This is a genomic window from Tatumella sp. JGM130, assembly GCF_018257525.1.
In the GTDB taxonomy this organism is placed as follows: Bacteria; Pseudomonadota; Gammaproteobacteria; order Enterobacterales; family Enterobacteriaceae; genus Tatumella; species Tatumella punctata.
On sequence record NZ_JAERJS010000006.1, the window covers coordinates 48,420 to 66,353 of the forward strand.

The window sequence follows — 17,934 nt, forward strand, 5'->3', positions numbered from 1 at the left end:
AAATTTTATATTGATGTTTATTTTGTCACCAGCAAAAGTAACAAAACGGTGTTACCGGTAACAATGTGCTTTATTGTATACCTGTTATTAATAAGGTTCAGCAGAAAAAAACATCAATCTCTATTTTTATTAACATTTTCTTGTACTGCGGAAGGTGATAACCCCGCTACACGGGGCTTGTCACTGTCAGAAACATCCTTCAACAGACAGTTAACAGGCTTTAACGCTATAACAGGATGTGACTATTTAATGGAGTTGCTATGTTTAAATGTTTTTTCCCTCGCCCCGGGCTATTCTTCAGCAGCGCGGCTATCTGGAGTCTGGTGGCTATTCTGATCTGGTTTCTTGCCGGCGAAGGCGCATTAGAGGGGATACCTGCCCTGGCAAAAGCGGCCAGCAGCCCGTTACCTGCCACCGTATTCCGCTTTATCCATCTGTCACAGTTGTGGTTTTATTTATACTTCTGGATTGCCACTGCCTTATTCGCTTTGTGCTGGCGGATTATCGATAACCATCCATGGCAACTCTGGTCGGTCTGGGGCTCGGCATTGATAATTTTTTCCACCTGGTTTGGTGTACAGGTCGGGGTCGCGATTAACGCCTGGTATGGTCCGTTTGGGGATTTAATCCAGAAAGCACTGACCAAAGCCGGCTCGGTACCGATCACCGTCTTCTATTCTGAAGTGATCGCTTTCCTTGGCATAGCGCTGGTCGCGGTGGTTATCGGGGTCATGAACTCCTTTTTTGTCAGTCACTGGGTATTCCGCTGGCGTACCGCGATGAATAACTACTATATGGCCAACTGGCAGCAGTTACGCCAGGTGGAAGGGGCGGCCCAGCGTGTGCAGGAAGATACGATGCGGTTTGCCGGCACTCTCGAAAGCTGGGGGGTGAGCTTTATTCAGGCGATTATGACCCTGATTGCTTTTCTGCCGGTATTAGTCAGTTTATCCCACCATGTGAAAGACGTGCCCTTCCTCGGCAATATTCCTTATGCTCTGGTGATTATTGCTTTACTGTGGTCCCTGTTTGGTACCGGCCTGCTGGCCATGGTCGGGATTAAATTACCCGGACTGGAATTTCGTAATCAACGAGTAGAAGCCGCTTACCGTAAAGAGCTGGTATATGGTGAAGATAACGCCGAACGCGCCCTGCCGCCGACGGTACAGGACCTGTTCAGCCGGGTAAGATATAACTACTTCCGCCTGTACTTCCATTATCTGTACTTTAATATCACCCGTATCCTGTATTTACAGGTCGATAATGTGTTTGGTTTGTTTGTATTATTCCCGTCTATCGTTGCCGGTACCATTACCCTGGGGATCATGAACCAGGTCTCTAACGTGTTTGATCAGGTGAGATCATCTTTCCAGTATCTGATTACCTCCTGGTCAACACTGGTTGAACTGATGTCAATTTATAAACGTCTGCGCAGCTTTGAGCAGATCCTGCAGGATAAGCCACACGACGAAATGATGCATGACGCAGCAGAGTAAACCGGCTTACATCGCGTGTCGTCCAAAGTGACACGCGATATCCTGCAGTTTGTGGTTCATTCAGATAACAGAGGTAAAAAAGGTCGCTATTCCGGGAGATAGTCCGGCGCAGTCATGCTGTACTGTGACAAAGCAGGTTGATTCTGATCGGCTGCCGTGACACAGCCATCAATGAGCTTCCGCAGAACCCAATTGTTTTACTATGGAACGTCAATATGAAAAGCACCGGATTATCCTGTCTGCTGGCACTGCTGACCGGCATCGCCTCAATGCACAGTATGGCAGCAGATACCGCGACCATTAAACAGCTTGCGGTCACAGACATTCATCCTACCCAGCCAGCGGTTGGCTATGATGAAATTCGCTATAAAGTCGCCCTTTTCCGGGCCAGCCCTCGCCAGTTATTTGATAGTTTCTGCGAAAACAACGGCGCGGGAAAAGTCAGTCACTTTACCCGTCAGTCGGTGATCACTAACCCCGGCAGTTTCAGTTGCCAGTCGCCGTACGGTACTTATCCCAATGCCATTAAAAGTGCGGTCATCGGGCCTGACCACCAGCTATACCTGACCGATGGTCATCATACGGTCAGTGTATTCCGTGAAATTGCCGGCAATCAGCCATTTAATTTCAGCGTCCGAATCACTAATGACCTGAGTTCACTGCCCGATATGGCAGCATTCTGGCGCTGGATGCAGCAGCATAATCTTAGCTGGTTAAAAGATCCGGCAGGTAATGCCGTTGCCCCGGCAGACCTGCCTGCTCAGGTTGGTATGAAATTTATGGCCAATGATGATTATCGTTCAGTGGTCTATTTCCTGCGTTCGGTGTCCTATAAGAAGCCGGAAAACGCACCGCCGTTCCTTGAATTCTATTTAGGTGACTGGCTGCGTCATAACCAGCCGTTTAACGACGGAGCACTGACCCGTAAGAGTGGTTATGCAGGTTACCTGGCGAAAGCTGCGCAGGCGATGACTCAGGCGGATGGCAGTACTCATACCACCGCAGAACCATCGTCACCGACCCTCGCTCAGTTGGGTAAACTGGATACGGTTAACCAGAAAAAACTGCAAAAACTGAGCGCTGCCGGCGGGAAACTTTCAGTGTTATTTGCTGCCCCGGCCAAAAAAGCCTGACTGAGATATCGGAGGGTTATGCCGTTGTTCAACGGCTGACGCAACAGAGAAAGGCCCGCAATAACGGCGGGCCTTTTATCTGATTCGCTTACAGACGGATACTCATGACTTCATCAGCAGAAGTCGCAGGCTTATCACGTGTCGCCGGTTGTTTAACCGAAACAAACAGGGTATTGCCATCGGCGGACAATGCCAGACTGTTCGGTAATCCGGGCGCTTTTACCGTCTGTTTCACTGAATAATCTTTTGTATCGATAATACTGACAGTTCCCTCTTTACGATGGGTAACATAGAGCTCATCGCGGGCAGGGTTAAACAGTACTGCCAGTGATTCAGGTACCGCGATAGTATGAATAACTTTTCCGGTCGCGGTATCAGCAACCAGCACCCCTGCCTGTTTAAAGTCCGTGATAAACAGCCGGTTCCCTGTTTTATCCAGCGCAATATTCAGTAACGCACTGTCTCCGCTCTCCACCACCCTGACCCGTTTTTCGATACGATTATTGCCAGTGTTAATCATCAACAGCTCACCATCGCTGTTGGTGATATACAGGGTGTGGTTTTTACTGTCCAGTGCCACGCCGGTAGCAATTTTCCCTGTGTTTTTAATCGTATCCAGCAATGTCAGATTTTTTGCATCAACCACCCAGACCACGCTGTCAGCACCGACGCCGGGGATATACAAACGGTCAGTCGCCGCATCAAACACGATTTCACGTACCTGTAACGGTCGCAGAGTCTCAGTGCGTTTACGGCCATCCAGCACCAGATGTTTAAGCTCTGCGCCGCTATTCACATCGATCAGGGTTACTGCACCTTCACGGCTGTTACCGAGGAATAAACGGTTATTCTGTTGATCCAGGGCGACACCAAACGGTTTATGGGTATTTTTCAGTGTCCGGACACTCTGTAAGCTCTGTGGGTCCAGCCGGTATACCATGCCGCCCTGATCGTCGCGGCCCTGCGCGCTGGCCACAAACAGCGTATTGTCAGGCTGGCTGTAGACCAGTTCATATAACCCTTTATCTACGGGTTTACTCATAACGGATACTTCTGCGGCAAAGCTGTGAGCAGAAAATAACGCGGTAACCAGTACCAATGGACGGAAAAAAGCATGATGATAATTAAACATGTCGATAACGTCTCCAGAGTAATAAGCGGCACATAACCGGGGTATGGCCGGATCAGGCCTGCGTGATCAAAGATAAGGAAATGATTTTCCATTTGATAAGAATAATCATTTACATACTGGATGAATAGTATTTTATGATGACCACGGACCAATAATGCCTGGTTTGTGAGTGACCACTACTTTCTCTGGCTGCTGTTATCGGGCTGACAGCAGCCGGCAGCCGCTCAGAGCTGCGCAGGTAATACGGCTAATAATGCCTGACGGATAAAGCCCTGATGCTCTGCCAGTAATGCACTGGCTTGTGAAGCCTCCAGTCCTGCCAGTAACATAATAATCGCTGTCTTACACTGTCCCTGGCAGGCGTCCAGTGCCTGCTGCGCATCGGCAGCCTGACAGCCCGTTGCCTGCATCACAATATTCACCTGCCGCTGTACCAGTTTATGGTTAGTCGCTTCCACATCGACCATCAGGTTACCGAACACCTTACCACTGCGGATCATTGCCCCGCTGGACAGCATATTCAGTACCATTTTTTGTGCCGTTCCGGCTTTCATCCGCGAAGAGCCGGTAATGACTTCGGGTCCGACCACCGGCGTCAGCGCAATAGTCGCCCTGGCGGCCATTTCGCCATCCGGATTACAACTCAGGGACACCACCGTCGCCCCACATTGCTCCGCGTATTCCATCGCCCCCAGCACATAGGGCGTTCTGCCGCTGGCGGCAATACCCACCAGGATATCCCGCTGAGTAAAGTCGATGGCCTGCAGATCCTGCACACCCTGTGCACGATTATCTTCCGCATTTTCCACCGCCTGCAGGATAGCAGGCTCTCCGCCGGCAATCAGGCCAGCCACCTGACCGCGCGGAGTTCCGAAGGTTGGCGGGCACTCACTTGCATCCAGAATACCCAGCCTGCCAGAGGTACCTGCACCACAATAAATTAACCGGCCGCCACAGGAAAAAGCCGCAGTGATTGCATCCACTGCGCGGGCAATATCCGGCAGGATAGCTTCTACCGCAAGGGCAACTTTTTTATCTTCCTGATTGATTACCGCCAGCATCTGTTCTGTCGTCAGCTGGTCGATAGTTTCACTGGCAGGATTACGGCCTTCCGTAATCAGTTTGTTTAAGTCGGTGGTCATCGGTTACGCATCCTGTGGCAAGTCAGGCTGCATCATAGAACATGCGGCGCAGAGGCGAAAGCAGCGGGTGGCCAATAGGCGGAGAGGCGTGGCGGAAAAAATAACGGGGCCGCTACGGCCCCGTCGATCAACACATCAGTCTTCGAGCAGATGCGCTTTCATTTTTTGCTCATAGGCCAGCGCTTTTTCTGAATCGAACTGTTTTTCCCAGCGGGCAATCACCAGCACGGCTAACGCATTACCTACCACATTCAGTGCAGTACGCGCCATATCCATAATACGGTCGACCCCGGCAATAAACGCCAGTCCTTCAAGAGGAATACCGACACTGCCCAGCGTTGCCAGCAGTACCACAAAGGAGACCCCGGGCACCCCGGCAATCCCTTTTGAAGTGACCATCAGGGTCAGCACCAGGACGATCTCTTCAGTCAGAGACAGGTCGATGCCATACAACTGGGCGATAAAGATGGCAGCAATACTCTGATACAGGGTGGAACCATCAAGGTTAAAGGAATAACCGGTCGGTACCACAAAGCTGGTGATCGAGTTAGGGGCACCATAGGCTTCCATTTTTTCCATAATCCGTGGCAACACGGTTTCAGAGCTGGAGGTGGAATAGGCCAGAATCAGTTCATCTTTCAGGATGCGAATAATCGTCATAATACGCAGACCACAGATCCTGGCCACCGCCCCAAGAATTACCAGCGCAAACAGTAAAATCGCGGCATATACCAGACCGACCAGTTTTGCCAGTGGCACCAGAGAAGCGAAGCCGAAGTTGGCGATGGTCACGGCGATCAGGGCGAAAACCCCCACCGGCGCATAACGCATAATCATATGCGTCACTTTAAACATGGTTTCTGATACTGAGCGGAACAGACCAGTCAGCGGATCACGGTGTTCTGCCGGTAAGGCTGACAATCCCATACCAAACATCACCGAGAAGAAGATGATGGCCAGCATATCGCCGTTAACCAGTGAGGCAAATATATTCTGCGGAATAATGGATAAGATCGTCGATACCAGACTATGAGGGCCACTTTCCACCTGCCGGGTGGTAGCTTCATATTTTGAGATATCCGTCGTGGTCAGGGTCGACATATCAATACCCGAGCCCGGATGGAAAACGTTAGCTAACGTAATTCCAAGGACAATGGCGATAGTGGTAATGACTTCAAAATAAACAATCGTTTTGACGCCAATACGCCCCAGTTTTTTCGCATCACCGACACCGGCAATACCGACGATCAGCGATGATATAACGATCGGTACTACGATCATCTTAATCAGATGAATAAAGATATCACCGGCAGGTTTAAGTACATTAATAATTAACCAGTCCCGGTCATCTGGCTGGTTATGCAGGACAGCACCCACTACCACACCCAGAACCAGAGCAATAAGTATTTGCCAGGCAAGACTAATCTTTATGCCTTTTTTCATTTTTATTTCCTTAGTCGGACTTCCCGCTCTCTTCTCACAGCCAGAGAATTATTTTGGGAAGTGAACAAACACCGGGTTAATACAGTACTAATCTTATAGAAAATTGCTGACAAACCCTGCATAAGAGATAGATAATTAACATTTTTAGACAGGTTATGGCAACCTTATTCCGTAACGAATAAAAAGCACAGTTAACCTGCACCTTGCCTGCCCGCAACAAATTTATGTTATAAGTCACTGTTATAAATAGTGATAACAGGAGACATTCCCCGATATTTTATCGTAACAGCCGACTCAGTTAATCCTGAGTGAGATTCAGGAAGCAAATAACAAACCAAAAGAAATTTTTATAACTACTGCTTTTAACTATCATTTGGTAAGAAATGAGGTAACCCTCCGATAATACGACTTTTCTCTGTCACGTGATCTGCAACACAAAAACAAAATATCCCTTTCTGTAATCATTTAAATAACATTAAAAATACATAATATTAACATTTTACAGGAGGCCTGATATGAGCCAGATCTATAAACACCCGATCCCCGCGAGCATCGCTGAGCATGCCCTGATCAGTCCGCAACAATACACCACAATGTACCAACATTCTGTGAACAACCCTGATACTTTTTGGGCTGAACAGGGGAAAATTCTGGACTGGATCACTCCTTTTACTAAGGTAAAGAACTCTTCTTTTGCGCCGGGAAATATCCGTATTCGCTGGTATGAGGACGGCACACTGAACCTGGCGGCAAACTGCCTCGATCGCCACCTGGCAACCAGCGCAGATAAAACAGCCATTCTCTGGGAAGGTGATAATCCCGATGAAAGCCGGCATCTGAGCTACCGGGAGTTACATCAGCAAGTCTGCCGCGCCGCGAATATGCTGCGCCAGTTAAATGTTAAAAAAGGCGATGTTGTCGCTATTTATATGCCAATGGTGCCGGAGGCGGCCATTGCCATGCTGGCCTGTGCACGTATCGGGGCGGTACATACGGTCATTTTTGGCGGTTTTTCCCCGGATGCCGTTGCCGGACGGATCATTGATTGCGGTGCGCGGCTGGTGATCACCGCCGATGAAGGAGTACGTGCGGGTCGAACGATCCCCCTGAAAAAAAATGTCGATGATGCACTAAAAAATCCGGCGATCACCACTATCGAAAATGTGGTGGTTTTTCGCCGCACCGGCGGTTTTTCCGGCTGGCAGCAGGGGCGTGATCTGTGGTGGCATGAACTGATGGCTGCCGCCGGTACAGAGCACCTTCCGGTGGCGGTTAATGCCGAAGACCCGCTGTTTATTCTCTATACTTCGGGCTCTACCGGTAAGCCAAAAGGGGTATTGCACACTACCGGCGGATATCTGGTGTATGCCGCCACAACGTTTAAATACGTTTTCGATTATCATCCGCAGGATATTTACTGGTGTACTGCTGATGTGGGCTGGATCACTGGCCACAGCTACCTGTTATATGGCCCGCTGGCCTGCGGTGCCACCACACTGATCTTCGAAGGCGTTCCTGACTGGCCAACGCCGGCCAGAATGTCACAGGTCGTGGATAAACATCAGGTTTCGATTCTCTACACCGCCCCGACGGCAATCCGTGCTCTGATGGCAGAAGGCGAAAAAGCCATCGCCGGTACAGAGCGTACCAGCCTGCGAATTCTGGGGTCAGTCGGCGAACCCATCAATCCTGAAGCCTGGGAATGGTATTACCGGCATATGGGTAACGGCCATTGTCCGGTTGTCGATACCTGGTGGCAGACCGAGACCGGGGGCTTTATGATCACCCCGTTACCGGGTGCCACTGAGCTGAAAGCGGGCTCTGCTGCTCGTCCGTTTTTTGGCGTACAGCCGGCGTTAGTCGATAATCACGGGGTGGTGCAACAGGGAGCCGGTGAAGGGAATCTGGTGATCACTGACTCCTGGCCGGGTCAGGCACGGACCCTGTACGGTGATCACCCGCGGTTTGAACAAACCTATTTCTCTGCCTTTAAAAACTGTTATTTCAGTGGTGACGGTGCGCGGCGTGATGAAGACGGTGATTACTGGATCACCGGCCGTGTGGATGACGTTCTTAACGTTTCAGGACACCGCCTGGGGACCGCAGAAATAGAATCAGCACTGGTTTCTCATCCGAAAATAGCAGAAGCGGCAGTGGTGGGAATTCCTCACAGTATCAAGGGACAGGCAATTTATGCCTATGTCACCCTGAATGCAGGCGAAGAACCGACGGCAGAGCTATATCACGACGTCCGCCAGTGGGTACGTAAGGAAATCGGACCTATCGCGACACCGGATATCCTGCACTGGGCAGAAATGCTGCCAAAAACCCGCTCGGGGAAAATTATGCGTCGTATTCTGCGTAAGATTGCGACCGGAGAAACCACCGGACTGGGGGATACTTCAACCCTGGCTGACCCGGGCGTGGTTGAAAAATTACTCGAAGAGCAGCAGACAATAAAAATGCCGTAACCGGCCTGCGTTTATACTGCCAGATAACCCCGCAGACCAGGCTGCGGGGTTGATCACTCAGAAGCTGACAGAAGCGCTGAGGTATGGACCATTATTCAGGACGTTATTTTTATTGCTGTCTTTGTTATTCAGTTCAACATACTGATACCCGGCGCGCAGAGTCAGCAATGAAATCGGAGTAAAGCTGACCCCCCCGGCCGCTTCCTCATAGTGGTTGAGGTGTGCCGAGAAGGATTCAGGAGCGTAATAGTATTCACCATACACGCCCCACATGCTGTTCAGTTGATAACTGACACCCGAACCTACAGCAACAGTAAAGCCGTCTTTACCGTTTTCCGGATGCGTAAATAACGCTTTCGCCGCAGGAGAGACATTTAACGGCCCCACCGACAGGTTATATCCCAGCGCTGCTCCGGCGACACTGCCGTCATCATTGCTGCGTAACCAGTTACCTTTCAGAAACAGGCCGGGTGATGAAGACCCCAGCCCGACACTCAGGTTAGTACTGTGCTTACCGACATCCACACTGCCTTCAATAGCCTGAGCCATACCGCTGGCCATCACACCCGCCAGCCCTGCTGCAAGGATAATTTTTTTCATTGTAATACTCCCGGATAAATAAAAGACGCGCTACCCGGACATTTGACCAGCATAGAAAAGCAGCGGCAACCTGTTTATCGGTAAACGAAAGTATATTTCATCATATTCTGAAATATAATGTTCACCCTTATGCCACCGCCCACATAATATGACCAATAATCGGCGCAGCCAGAACCGTTACCACCCCGGCCAGCATCATCACCAGACTGGAAACCACACCTTCCTGAGGCCCCAGCTGATAGGCTTTTGCGGTACCGGCACCGTGGGAAGCTGCTCCCAGTCCGGCTCCTTTTGACAACCCCTGTTTAATCGCCAGCCGGAGGAACATAAAATCACCAATCGCCATCCCGAAGACCCCGGTCAGCACCACAAACAGGGCGACCAAATCAGGCTGTCCCCCTTCCTGCCGGGCCGCAGCCAGTGCAAACGGGGTAGTTATCGAGCGGACGGCCAGGCTACGCTGGATCTCTTCAGGCAGAGTAAATAAACGCGCCAGCCAGACGGAACTGCACACCGCCACCAGGGTCGCGGTCACCACACCGGCACTCAGAGACATCCAGTGACGTTTTATAATGTAGACATTCTCATAGACCGGTACGGCAAAGGCGAGGGTTGCCGGGCCCAGCAGCCATAACAACCAGTGGCTCTGGGCGATATAATCGTTCCAGCTGATATGTGTCACCAGTAATAGGGCCACCAGCACCATCGGTGTCATCACCAGTGGCATCAGAATCAGAATACGCCAGCGACGATATAAACGTTTATTCAGGTAATACACCAGAATCGTCACGACAAAACATAACAGACTGATCAGCAAATCATTCATGGCGGGCCTGCTTACGTGCTGCACGCTGTGTTTCATAACGGTAAATATGTTCCACCACAAAAGAGGTGGCAGCTAACACCATCACGGTACTGATAGCGATAACCAGACAAATACGGACACCATCTTCACGTAACAAAGTACCGTAATTGACCACTGCCACCACTGCAGGGACGAAAAACAATAGCATCTCGGCCAGCAGCCAGTTAGAGCCGGCTTTGACCCACTTCAGTGGCAGCACACGACTGACAATTAACAACAGCATAAGTACCATGCCCACAATATTCGCCGGCAGGGGAATATGCAGCCATACCACCAATTGTTCAGAAAATAAAAATAAGCCGATATAAATCAGAACCTGTACAGGCAGCTGTAACAAATGGGGTAATTTTGTCAGCCGCTGCGAACGAAGGGCTGCAAGCATGGTGAATTCCTCGTGGAAAGTGAATGTTGTCAGTATACAACCCGGCCACCAGGTGAATAAAATGAACTAAAATTATCTTAACCATGCCATTTAGGAATAGTTATGGATGTAAAGGCTATTCGGTATTTTACTGAAGTTGTGCGCCAGCAGAGTTTTACCCGCGCGGCAGAGAAACTGTACGTCACTCAGCCGACAATCAGTAAGATGCTGCGCCAGCTGGAAGAGGAACTCGGCTGTACCCTGCTGCTCCGGGAAGGCCGTAAGCTGTACCTGACGGACAGTGGTAAAGCCGTATATCAACGGGGAAACGCTATCCTGCAGGAGTTCCGCCAGCTGGAGGCCGAAATAAGCGACATTAATCAGTTAATGACCGGGGAACTGCGGCTGGGTATACCGCCAATGGTCGGTATGCAGATTGTCGGCTCAATCTCTGCTTTCCATAAACGCTATCCGGGGGTTGAGCTTAAAATTTCCGAATTTGGCGGGCTGGCGGCCCAGCAGGCTGTGTTACAGGGGCGTCTTGATATCGCCATGACCGCATTACCTGCCGAAAGTGAGTTTCCGCTACAGGTATTACCGCTGATGGAACACCGGCTATGTGTACTGGTGCCACGCACTGATGCCTGGCTGCAACGGGAACGGGTTTCTCTGGAGGAAGTGGCGAGGTTTCCGCTGCTGGTCTTCAATGAAGAGTTCTCCCTTAACCGCCAGTTGAATAAATTATTCCAGCGGATGGGACTGACACCGGCTATTGCTATCCGCAGCGGACAATGGGATTTCCTGGCGGCAATGGTTCAGGCCGATATGGGCGTTGCGATTTTGCCCGAACCTATCTGCCAGCGGCTGGATCCGGCGTCACTGCTGTGGCTGCCCCTGGAGTCAGAACTGACCTGGACACTCGGCCTGGTCTGGCGTGACGGTAACTATATTTCCAGCAGTACCCGCGCCTGGATTGACTGCTGCCGCGAGTTCTGGCCGGATAATCCACCGGTGGTTTCTTTATAGTCCATGGCGGGAGCCTGTCTGGCTCCCCCCGGGGCGGTTACTCTTCTTTTTCTATCAGTAAGGCTTCCAGTAAGTCGAGATCGCGTAACAGCTTTTGCATCGACTCATTACTGATTTGCTGAGTCGCACGCATATGATAGACCTCCGCCCGCTCGGCACGCAGTGCCGCCAGACGAAAACGCCGTTCCAGATTCTCGGTAAACATAGCCCGTTCCACATCGTCTTTACCGTCAATCCTGCGGCGTAAATTGCCGGTCACACGGGAGCTGACTTCTTTCAGTACATCAGGGTCAATATTCTCCTCCGGGTCTTTCGACAGGCGCTCTTCCATCTTATACAGGCTATCGATGGCCACTTTAGCCATCACCGCACGGGCAGTACGCAGTTCACGGGCATTTTCACTCTTATCCATTCCCGGGATACCACGCAACAGCACCGGCAGAATAATCACCCCGGCAATCAGGGAGAACATAATCACCCCTGTTGCCAGAAACACTAATTCGTAACGGGCGGGAAAGGCATCACCGTTCGCCAGATACAACGGAATTGAAAGAACACCGGCCAGAGTGACCGCCCCGCGAACCCCGGCAAAGGTGGCAATCAGCATCTCACGGGTCGAGTAATTACTGAACTCCATCGGGTTTTTCTTCAGCACACGCAGGCTGAGCCGCTGCATAATAAACAGCCAGCAGAAACGGACCAGTAATAAGGCGCTATAGACCAGGGCTACATCAGCAAATAAAGTCCAGATACTGACATTGGTATCGGCGTTCGCCTGCTGTATTGAGGTTTCAAGGATACTGGGTAACTGCAGACCCAGCATCAGGAAGACCATGCCGTTAAACACAAATTCCAGCATTTGCCAGACACTGTTTGCTCTTAAACGCATGGCTAACGGTGCCTGACGGATAATCCCCGACCGGGTGATGGTCATCCCTGCCGCCACTGCCGCCAGGATACCGGAGAACCCGAAATGTTCGGCAATAATATAAGACGCAAAAGGCAACAGCATCAGCAACACCGTTTGTGTTGCCGGGTCATCCCCGCTCCAGCGGCTCAGCAAGCGTAACGATTTACCGTACAGCCAGCAGATCAGTACCCCGGCCACCAGCCCGCCGACAGCAACTTTAAGAAATTCGATAGTCGCACCGGACCAGGTAAACACCATCGTCCCCATCGCTACCGCAACGGCAAACTTCAGTGATACCAGGCCGGAAGCATCGTTCATTAAGGCTTCACCCTGAACTATCGACATGATTTTCTTTGGAATACGCCCTTCCCCGACAATACCGGAAAGTGCGACGGCATCGGTTGGAGAGAGTACCGCTGCCAGGGCAAAGGCGGGGATTAAAGGAATACCCGGCACCGTCCAGTAAATCAGATAACCGATACCCACCACCGTTATCAGCACCAGCACCAGTGCCAGACCGATAATTTCCCGGCCATGGTGCAGAAACTCACTGGTCGGTGTTTTCCAGCCATCAGCAAACAGTAACGGCGGGATAAACAGCACCAGGAACAGTTCCGGGTCAAAATCCACATGCAGGCCGACAGACGGCCATGCCAGGATCGCACCGGCAATGATCTGTACTAACGGTAAGGGGATATGAAAAGGGAGTAATCTGCCAGCGACCCCGGACAGCGAAACAACCAGCGTCATAATCAGTATGGTAAAGAAGATTTCCATGCTTTCCTTTAGCCTCTTCCACAGGCGTATAAATATCAATTACAAAATCATATACCTGATAGTGTAAAACAAAATAAGACAATTAAACGCATCCCGGTGTGCGAAATATCCTCTGCCCGCAGGGTTTACAGATTTATCCTTGTTCCGCGAGACTTTTTCCGCCTGATTCAGGCTGCGGATCCCCGCGACTGTCTGCCGGCGGGTTTCTCTCTAATAATACTGCCCCCTGCCCGCTGGCCGCTAACTGGTCGCCCGGGTTACGTAACGGACAGTCACGCATCGACAGACAGCCGCAGCCGATACATCCGTTCAGATCATCACGCAGGTGAGTCAGAGTCTCAATCCGTTTATCCAGCTCTTCGCGCCAGTGACGGGTCAGGGTTTCCCATTCCCCGACAGACATACGTTTATTTACCGGCATCTGCGCAAGATTTTCACTGACTGTTGCCAGCGGGATACCAATCCGCTGAGCCACTTTAATAATCGCTACCCTGCGTAATACATCACGGCTATACCGGCGCTGATTCCCGCTATTACGGGTACTGGCAATCAGCCCTTTGCTTTCATAAAAATGCAGGGCTGAAACCGCCACCCCGCTGCGGCGCGCAACTTCCCCTGGCGTCAGTACCGGCTTCGGATAGTTTCTCTCTTTTTTCATATTCGGCCTTTACCTCAAGTTAACTTGAGGAATTATACTCCATCCCGACATAAATACCGAACCACTCCCCCGGTGACCAGCCTTACCGTAAAGGACAGAACTATGATGCAAGAAGAAATCATTCATTCGTTAACCCAGTGGATTAACCAAAATCTCGGGAAACATTTATCGATCGATGAGGTCGCTGCTAAATCGGGATATTCGAAATGGCACCTGCAACGTATGTTCCGCGCAGTGACACAGCAAACCCTTGGCGACTATATTCGTGAGCGTCGTCTGGAGATGGCCGCTGTTGCCCTGTGTAAAACCCGGCGTCCGGTATTTGATATCGCCTTACAGTATGGTTATGAGTCACAGCAAACTTTTTCACGGGTGTTCCGTCGCCAGTTCGACCAGACACCGACCGCTTATCGCCAGACGATGCGCTGCAATGAATTCCATACGGACAGCCGCACCGCCACCGGCCATCATGCGACCGCTTCCGGTATGATGTAACGATAATGCTGCCAGGCTGGCGGCATTACCTGTACTCTGCCGCTTCCCCCCTCTTTTCAGCGCTTATTTTTTGTTCTCCCCCGCAGATTAACCGTCTATAATGTGACCCGCATCACAAATTCAGGCTGTCCGGCCTGCTGATCCCCCGCGGTCAGGAGACCCGTCGGCAGAGATCACCGCACTTTATTTCAGCGCCGGTCACAGGTAAAAATGGCTACATTAACTGCAAATTTTCTTATTATGCGCTGGGGATTACTCAGTGCACTGGCGATGTTTCTCGCCAGTAGCGCCACGATCAAATGCCGGCGGCATCACCTTACTCTGTTCAGTGTTCTCTGTGCCGGCTTCGGGGTGATCATGTCCTGCTGGTTCGTGACCGGTCTGATGGGTATTCCTTTCAGCGCTGAACAATGGCACGGGTTTGTCAGCAACGCTCAGGATATTCTGACTCAGGTGATCAAAAATACCCCGTCTTCCTGGCCTGATGAATAGGGTTAGTTCAGGAAGGGCATTCTGAAAATGGCTGGCTGCCTGCCGGAGGCCCTTACCGCAGACCGGCAGTCACAGACATCGGCAGGGATGCCAGAGTCTGGCGAAAACCGAAAAAAATCCCCGCCGGCAATACTGCCGGCGGGGATTTTTTATCAGGGATGTATACAGGGTATAGCACGCTATACCCTGAACAATCACCGTTAAGGTAATTTATAAGCGACGATGTAGTCGCCCATTTTAGTTCCGAACGAACCATGTCCGCCGGCAACAATCACCAGATACTGCTTACCGTCAACTTCATAGGTCATAGGTGTTGCCTGACCACCTGCCGGCAGACGAGCCTGCCACAGCAGTTTACCGTCACGTACGCTGTAAGCACGGATGTAGTCATCCAGGGTCGCAGCGATAAAGAACACGTTACCGGCCGTTGTGATTGGTGCACCCAGCATCGGAGTACCGACGGTGATTGGTGGTAAAGGAATCGGACCGCCGCTGTCGCGGATAGTACCAATACGTTTTTTCCACACAATCTGGTTAGTTTTCAGGTTAACCGCAGACACAAAGCCCCATGAAGGTTCCATACATGGCAGACCAAACGGTGACAGGAACGGATTCAGTTCAACACCATAAGGAACACCATACATGTGCTGCAGGCCTGCTTCGCCACCTGAACCACCGCCACCATTTTTAGGCGGTTCCATCGGGTTGTTCGGACCACGAGGGATCAGTTTTGAAACAAACGGCAGTTGCATCGGGTTAGCAATAGCGAAGTCGCTGCCACCGTTAACTGAAATACCACCCCACTCGAACATACCCAGGTTACCAGGGAATACCAGAGTCCCCTGCTCTGATGGCGGAGTGAAAGTACCGTCATACTTCAGACGGTGGAACATGATACGGCAGATCATCTGATCAAACATCGTACCGCCCCACATCTTACTGCCGGTCAGTTTTGCCTGAGGACGGAAAGTAAGTTCAGAGAATGGCTGGGTCGGAGACACATGGTCACCTTTAGCCGCGCCCTGTGGTACCGGAAGTTCCGGTGCCGGTACAACCAGTTTGCCGGTTTCACGGTTCAGGACAAAAATGTTACCTACTTTAGTCGGTACATAAATGATCGGCTGAACCTTACCGTCTTTATCAGTAATGTCTGCCAGCGTTGGCTGAGCCGGAATATCCATATCCCACAGATCGTGATGGACAGTCTGGTAGAACCACACTTCTTTACCGGTCGTCGCATTCAGCGCCAGAATACCACTGGCGTAACGCTCCTGCTCCGGAGTACGGTCACCGCCCCAGATATCAGGGGTAGTTACACCCATCGGCAGGTAGACCATATCCAGTTTGGCATCATAAGCGGCTGGCGCCCATGAGTTAGGAGAGTTGGCGCTGTAGTGCTGACCATCTGCCGGAATGGCGTTTGGATCTTTAGCACCCGGATCGAATGCCCACAGCAGTTTACCGTTATTCACATCGTAGCCACGGATAACGCCTGACGGCTCGCGGGTAGAGTAGTTATCGGTAACTGCACCGGCAATCACAATCACTTTATCAGTGATGATTGGCGGGGAAGTTGGCTCATAGCCACCCGGGAAGGCATTCGGCTGCTGATGTTGCAGATCCAGCTCACCGTTATTAGCAAATTCTTTACACAGCTGGCCATTTTCCGCGTCGACTGCAAACAGACGACCATCATTGACTGGCAGGTAAATACGGCGTGAACAGGCAGCAGGAGATGCCGGAGCATTCTGCGGGTTCACAGCAGCATTGAAGTCGTGATAAGAAACACCACGGCAAGTCATATGCTGGAAGGTCGGGTCGTATTTGATTTTTGGATCAAAACGCCATTTTTCTTTACCCGTCGCCGCATCAATCGCCACCAGAATCTGGTGTGCAGTACAGGTGTACAGCAGATTACCTACTTTCAGCGGTGTCGCTTCGTTAGTAATCTCGCCCGGGTCATCAGCACGTTTTACATCGCCTGACTGGTAGGTCCACGCCACTTGCAGATTTTTAACATTATCTTCATTAATCTGGCTAAGAGGAGAGTAACGGTCACCTGCCTGAGTACCACCATAAGCGGTCCAGTCGGCACCGGCATTCGCCTGAGATGGCGCAGCTGGTGCTGCAACATTCAGCGTACCGTTAATTTCCTGTGGATCTTTACCGAAGAACGCACCAACGACCATTGCCAGGTTGATTACAATTGCAATCACCATCAGCGCCGTCGCTTTTTTGTTTGGTGCGGCCAGCTGGCGATAAACGAATGGCAGAATCATCCAGATACCAAACAGTACCCAGATATCCAGACGTGGCGCCAGAGCCCAGAAATCAAGGCCGGATTCACAATAGGCCCAGACAGCAGTGCCTAACAGGATGAGAGTGTAAAGATAAAAAGCACAGCTTCTTTTCTTTAACAACATAACAGTGAACACCGCCATAGCGATGCCGCTGATCAGATAGTAGGACGTTCCGCCCAGCGTCAGTAACCAGCCACCGCCGATTAGTAACCACAAGGTGCAGAATACCGATATTACTAGTGTTATGAGGCGAAAACCTCGGGATTCCCGTGACATTCAATTAACCTTCAAGTCAACAACTGTATATATAAGTAAAAGAGTCGACTATAAGGTTAGACCTTTTTAATTGGTTTTAATAATGTTTTTTGTGATCCTGACACATTGACAATAACATTTTTTCATAGTCCTGATGACAGGTCGCCAACAAAACTGTTCATTTATCCGTACAAATTCCTGAAAAAAATCTACACATTAGCGGCACGATTCAGATTTTTCCGGAGACAGGCCATATAGCTGAATAGAAAAAATAATGTATTTAAAAGAATAAATAAGAATAAAGAAATGGCAGATAATCTGCCGTATCTCAGCTACTCTGGAGAGTGGTAACGGTTACACTAATATCCTGTTTAAGAC

15 protein-coding genes are annotated in these 17,934 nt (G+C 50.7%); 6 read left to right on the plus strand and 9 right to left on the minus strand.

All coding sequences use genetic code 11. From position 1 onward, the window contains the following. Window positions 1-260 precede the first annotated feature (260 nt). The gene (gene sbmA / locus JK211_RS04460) at window positions 261-1,496 is read left to right on the plus strand and encodes a peptide antibiotic transporter SbmA (protein WP_212707472.1); all 1,236 of its coding nucleotides are present in this window, start codon (window positions 261-263) and stop codon (window positions 1,494-1,496) included. A 215-nt stretch (window positions 1,497-1,711) separates the two neighbouring features. Beyond that, window positions 1,712-2,629, plus strand: a complete 918-nt coding sequence (locus tag JK211_RS04465) for a ParB/Srx family N-terminal domain-containing protein (protein WP_212707473.1) — start codon at window positions 1,712-1,714, stop codon at window positions 2,627-2,629. An 88-nt stretch (window positions 2,630-2,717) separates the two neighbouring features. On the opposite strand, the gene JK211_RS04470 is transcribed toward JK211_RS04465, so the two are convergent. From JK211_RS04470 to gltP, 3 genes are all read right to left on the minus strand, one after another. Beyond that, a complete protein-coding gene (locus JK211_RS04470; RefSeq protein WP_212707474.1) occupies window positions 2,718-3,761 on the minus strand; it encodes a YncE family protein in 1,044 nt (347 codons plus the stop codon). A gap of 224 nt (window positions 3,762-3,985) precedes the next feature. Further along, on the minus strand, window positions 3,986-4,903 hold the full coding sequence (gene murQ / locus JK211_RS04475; protein ID WP_212707475.1) for an N-acetylmuramic acid 6-phosphate etherase: 918 nt from the start codon (window positions 4,901-4,903) through the stop codon (window positions 3,986-3,988). Between the two features lie 135 nt (window positions 4,904-5,038). Next, complete coding sequence (gene gltP, locus JK211_RS04480; RefSeq protein ID WP_212707476.1) at window positions 5,039-6,346, minus strand: glutamate/aspartate:proton symporter GltP; 1,308 nt, start codon at window positions 6,344-6,346, stop codon at window positions 5,039-5,041. A gap of 515 nt (window positions 6,347-6,861) precedes the next feature. Between gltP and acs the strand changes: the two genes are divergently transcribed. After that, window positions 6,862-8,817: an acetate--CoA ligase gene (gene acs, locus JK211_RS04485; RefSeq protein ID WP_212707477.1), complete on the plus strand. Its 1,956-nt coding sequence runs from the start codon at window positions 6,862-6,864 to the stop codon at window positions 8,815-8,817. Window positions 8,818-8,874: 57 nt separating this feature from the next. On the opposite strand, the gene JK211_RS04490 is transcribed toward acs, so the two are convergent. The 3 genes from JK211_RS04490 to JK211_RS04500 all read right to left on the minus strand — a co-directional run bounded on the left by JK211_RS04490 (window position 8,875) and on the right by JK211_RS04500 (window position 10,664). Further along, entirely contained in the window at window positions 8,875-9,417 is a 543-nt protein-coding gene (locus tag JK211_RS04490) for a YfaZ family outer membrane protein (RefSeq protein ID WP_212707478.1), read from the minus strand. Between the two features lie 127 nt (window positions 9,418-9,544). Further along, entirely contained in the window at window positions 9,545-10,243 is a 699-nt protein-coding gene (locus JK211_RS04495; protein WP_212707479.1) for an LrgB family protein, read from the minus strand. Then, window positions 10,236-10,664: a CidA/LrgA family protein gene (locus JK211_RS04500; protein ID WP_212707480.1), complete on the minus strand. Its 429-nt coding sequence runs from the start codon at window positions 10,662-10,664 to the stop codon at window positions 10,236-10,238. Before JK211_RS04500 ends, JK211_RS04495 begins: the two co-directional genes overlap by 8 nt. Before the next feature lie 102 nt (window positions 10,665-10,766). On the opposite strand from JK211_RS04500, the gene JK211_RS04505 reads away from it, so the two are divergent. Continuing rightward, window positions 10,767-11,669: a LysR family transcriptional regulator gene (locus tag JK211_RS04505; protein WP_212707481.1), complete on the plus strand. Its 903-nt coding sequence runs from the start codon at window positions 10,767-10,769 to the stop codon at window positions 11,667-11,669. A 37-nt stretch (window positions 11,670-11,706) separates the two neighbouring features. Here the strand turns inward: JK211_RS04505 and JK211_RS04510 are convergent, their stop codons facing one another. Together JK211_RS04510 and soxR are read right to left on the minus strand one after the other, a co-directional pair. Next, window positions 11,707-13,356, minus strand: coding sequence for a Na+/H+ antiporter (locus tag JK211_RS04510; RefSeq protein ID WP_212707482.1), 1,650 nt, complete (start codon window positions 13,354-13,356; stop codon window positions 11,707-11,709). Window positions 13,357-13,489: 133 nt separating this feature from the next. After that, complete coding sequence (gene soxR, locus JK211_RS04515) at window positions 13,490-14,014, minus strand: redox-sensitive transcriptional activator SoxR (RefSeq protein WP_212707483.1); 525 nt, start codon at window positions 14,012-14,014, stop codon at window positions 13,490-13,492. Window positions 14,015-14,116: 102 nt separating this feature from the next. On the opposite strand from soxR, the gene soxS reads away from it, so the two are divergent. Further along, window positions 14,117-14,509 carry a superoxide response transcriptional regulator SoxS gene (soxS, locus tag JK211_RS04520; RefSeq protein ID WP_212707484.1) on the plus strand — a complete coding sequence of 131 codons (393 nt, stop codon included), beginning with the start codon at window positions 14,117-14,119 and terminating at the stop codon, window positions 14,507-14,509. Window positions 14,510-14,719: 210 nt separating this feature from the next. Beyond that, window positions 14,720-15,001, plus strand: a complete 282-nt coding sequence (locus JK211_RS04525) for a YjcB family protein (protein WP_212707485.1) — start codon at window positions 14,720-14,722, stop codon at window positions 14,999-15,001. Window positions 15,002-15,201: 200 nt separating this feature from the next. Here the strand turns inward: JK211_RS04525 and JK211_RS04530 are convergent, their stop codons facing one another. After that, window positions 15,202-17,577 carry a glucose/quinate/shikimate family membrane-bound PQQ-dependent dehydrogenase gene (locus JK211_RS04530; RefSeq protein ID WP_212707486.1) on the minus strand — a complete coding sequence of 792 codons (2,376 nt, stop codon included), beginning with the start codon at window positions 17,575-17,577 and terminating at the stop codon, window positions 15,202-15,204. Window positions 17,578-17,934 lie beyond the last annotated feature (357 nt).

Bases quoted from the DNA above. Each gene is read 5' to 3' on its own strand.
- gltP (WP_212707476.1), bottom strand. From the start codon at position 6,346: ATGAAAAAAGGCATAAAGATTAGTCTTGCCTGGCAAATACTTATTGCT.
- JK211_RS04525 (WP_212707485.1), top strand. From the start codon at position 14,720: ATGGCTACATTAACTGCAAATTTTCTTATTATGCGCTGGGGATTACTC.
- soxS (WP_212707484.1), top strand. From the start codon at position 14,117: ATGATGCAAGAAGAAATCATTCATTCGTTAACCCAGTGGATTAACCAA.
- soxR (WP_212707483.1), bottom strand. From the start codon at position 14,014: ATGAAAAAAGAGAGAAACTATCCGAAGCCGGTACTGACGCCAGGGGAA.
- JK211_RS04505 (WP_212707481.1), top strand. From the start codon at position 10,767: ATGGATGTAAAGGCTATTCGGTATTTTACTGAAGTTGTGCGCCAGCAG.
- JK211_RS04490 (WP_212707478.1), bottom strand. From the start codon at position 9,417: ATGAAAAAAATTATCCTTGCAGCAGGGCTGGCGGGTGTGATGGCCAGC.
- JK211_RS04470 (WP_212707474.1), bottom strand. From the start codon at position 3,761: ATGTTTAATTATCATCATGCTTTTTTCCGTCCATTGGTACTGGTTACC.
- JK211_RS04530 (WP_212707486.1), bottom strand. From the start codon at position 17,577: ATGTCACGGGAATCCCGAGGTTTTCGCCTCATAACACTAGTAATATCG.
- JK211_RS04510 (WP_212707482.1), bottom strand. From the start codon at position 13,356: ATGGAAATCTTCTTTACCATACTGATTATGACGCTGGTTGTTTCGCTG.
- acs (WP_212707477.1), top strand. From the start codon at position 6,862: ATGAGCCAGATCTATAAACACCCGATCCCCGCGAGCATCGCTGAGCAT.
- sbmA (WP_212707472.1), top strand. From the start codon at position 261: ATGTTTAAATGTTTTTTCCCTCGCCCCGGGCTATTCTTCAGCAGCGCG.
- JK211_RS04500 (WP_212707480.1), bottom strand. From the start codon at position 10,664: ATGCTTGCAGCCCTTCGTTCGCAGCGGCTGACAAAATTACCCCATTTG.
- JK211_RS04495 (WP_212707479.1), bottom strand. From the start codon at position 10,243: ATGAATGATTTGCTGATCAGTCTGTTATGTTTTGTCGTGACGATTCTG.
- murQ (WP_212707475.1), bottom strand. From the start codon at position 4,903: ATGACCACCGACTTAAACAAACTGATTACGGAAGGCCGTAATCCTGCC.
- JK211_RS04465 (WP_212707473.1), top strand. From the start codon at position 1,712: ATGAAAAGCACCGGATTATCCTGTCTGCTGGCACTGCTGACCGGCATC.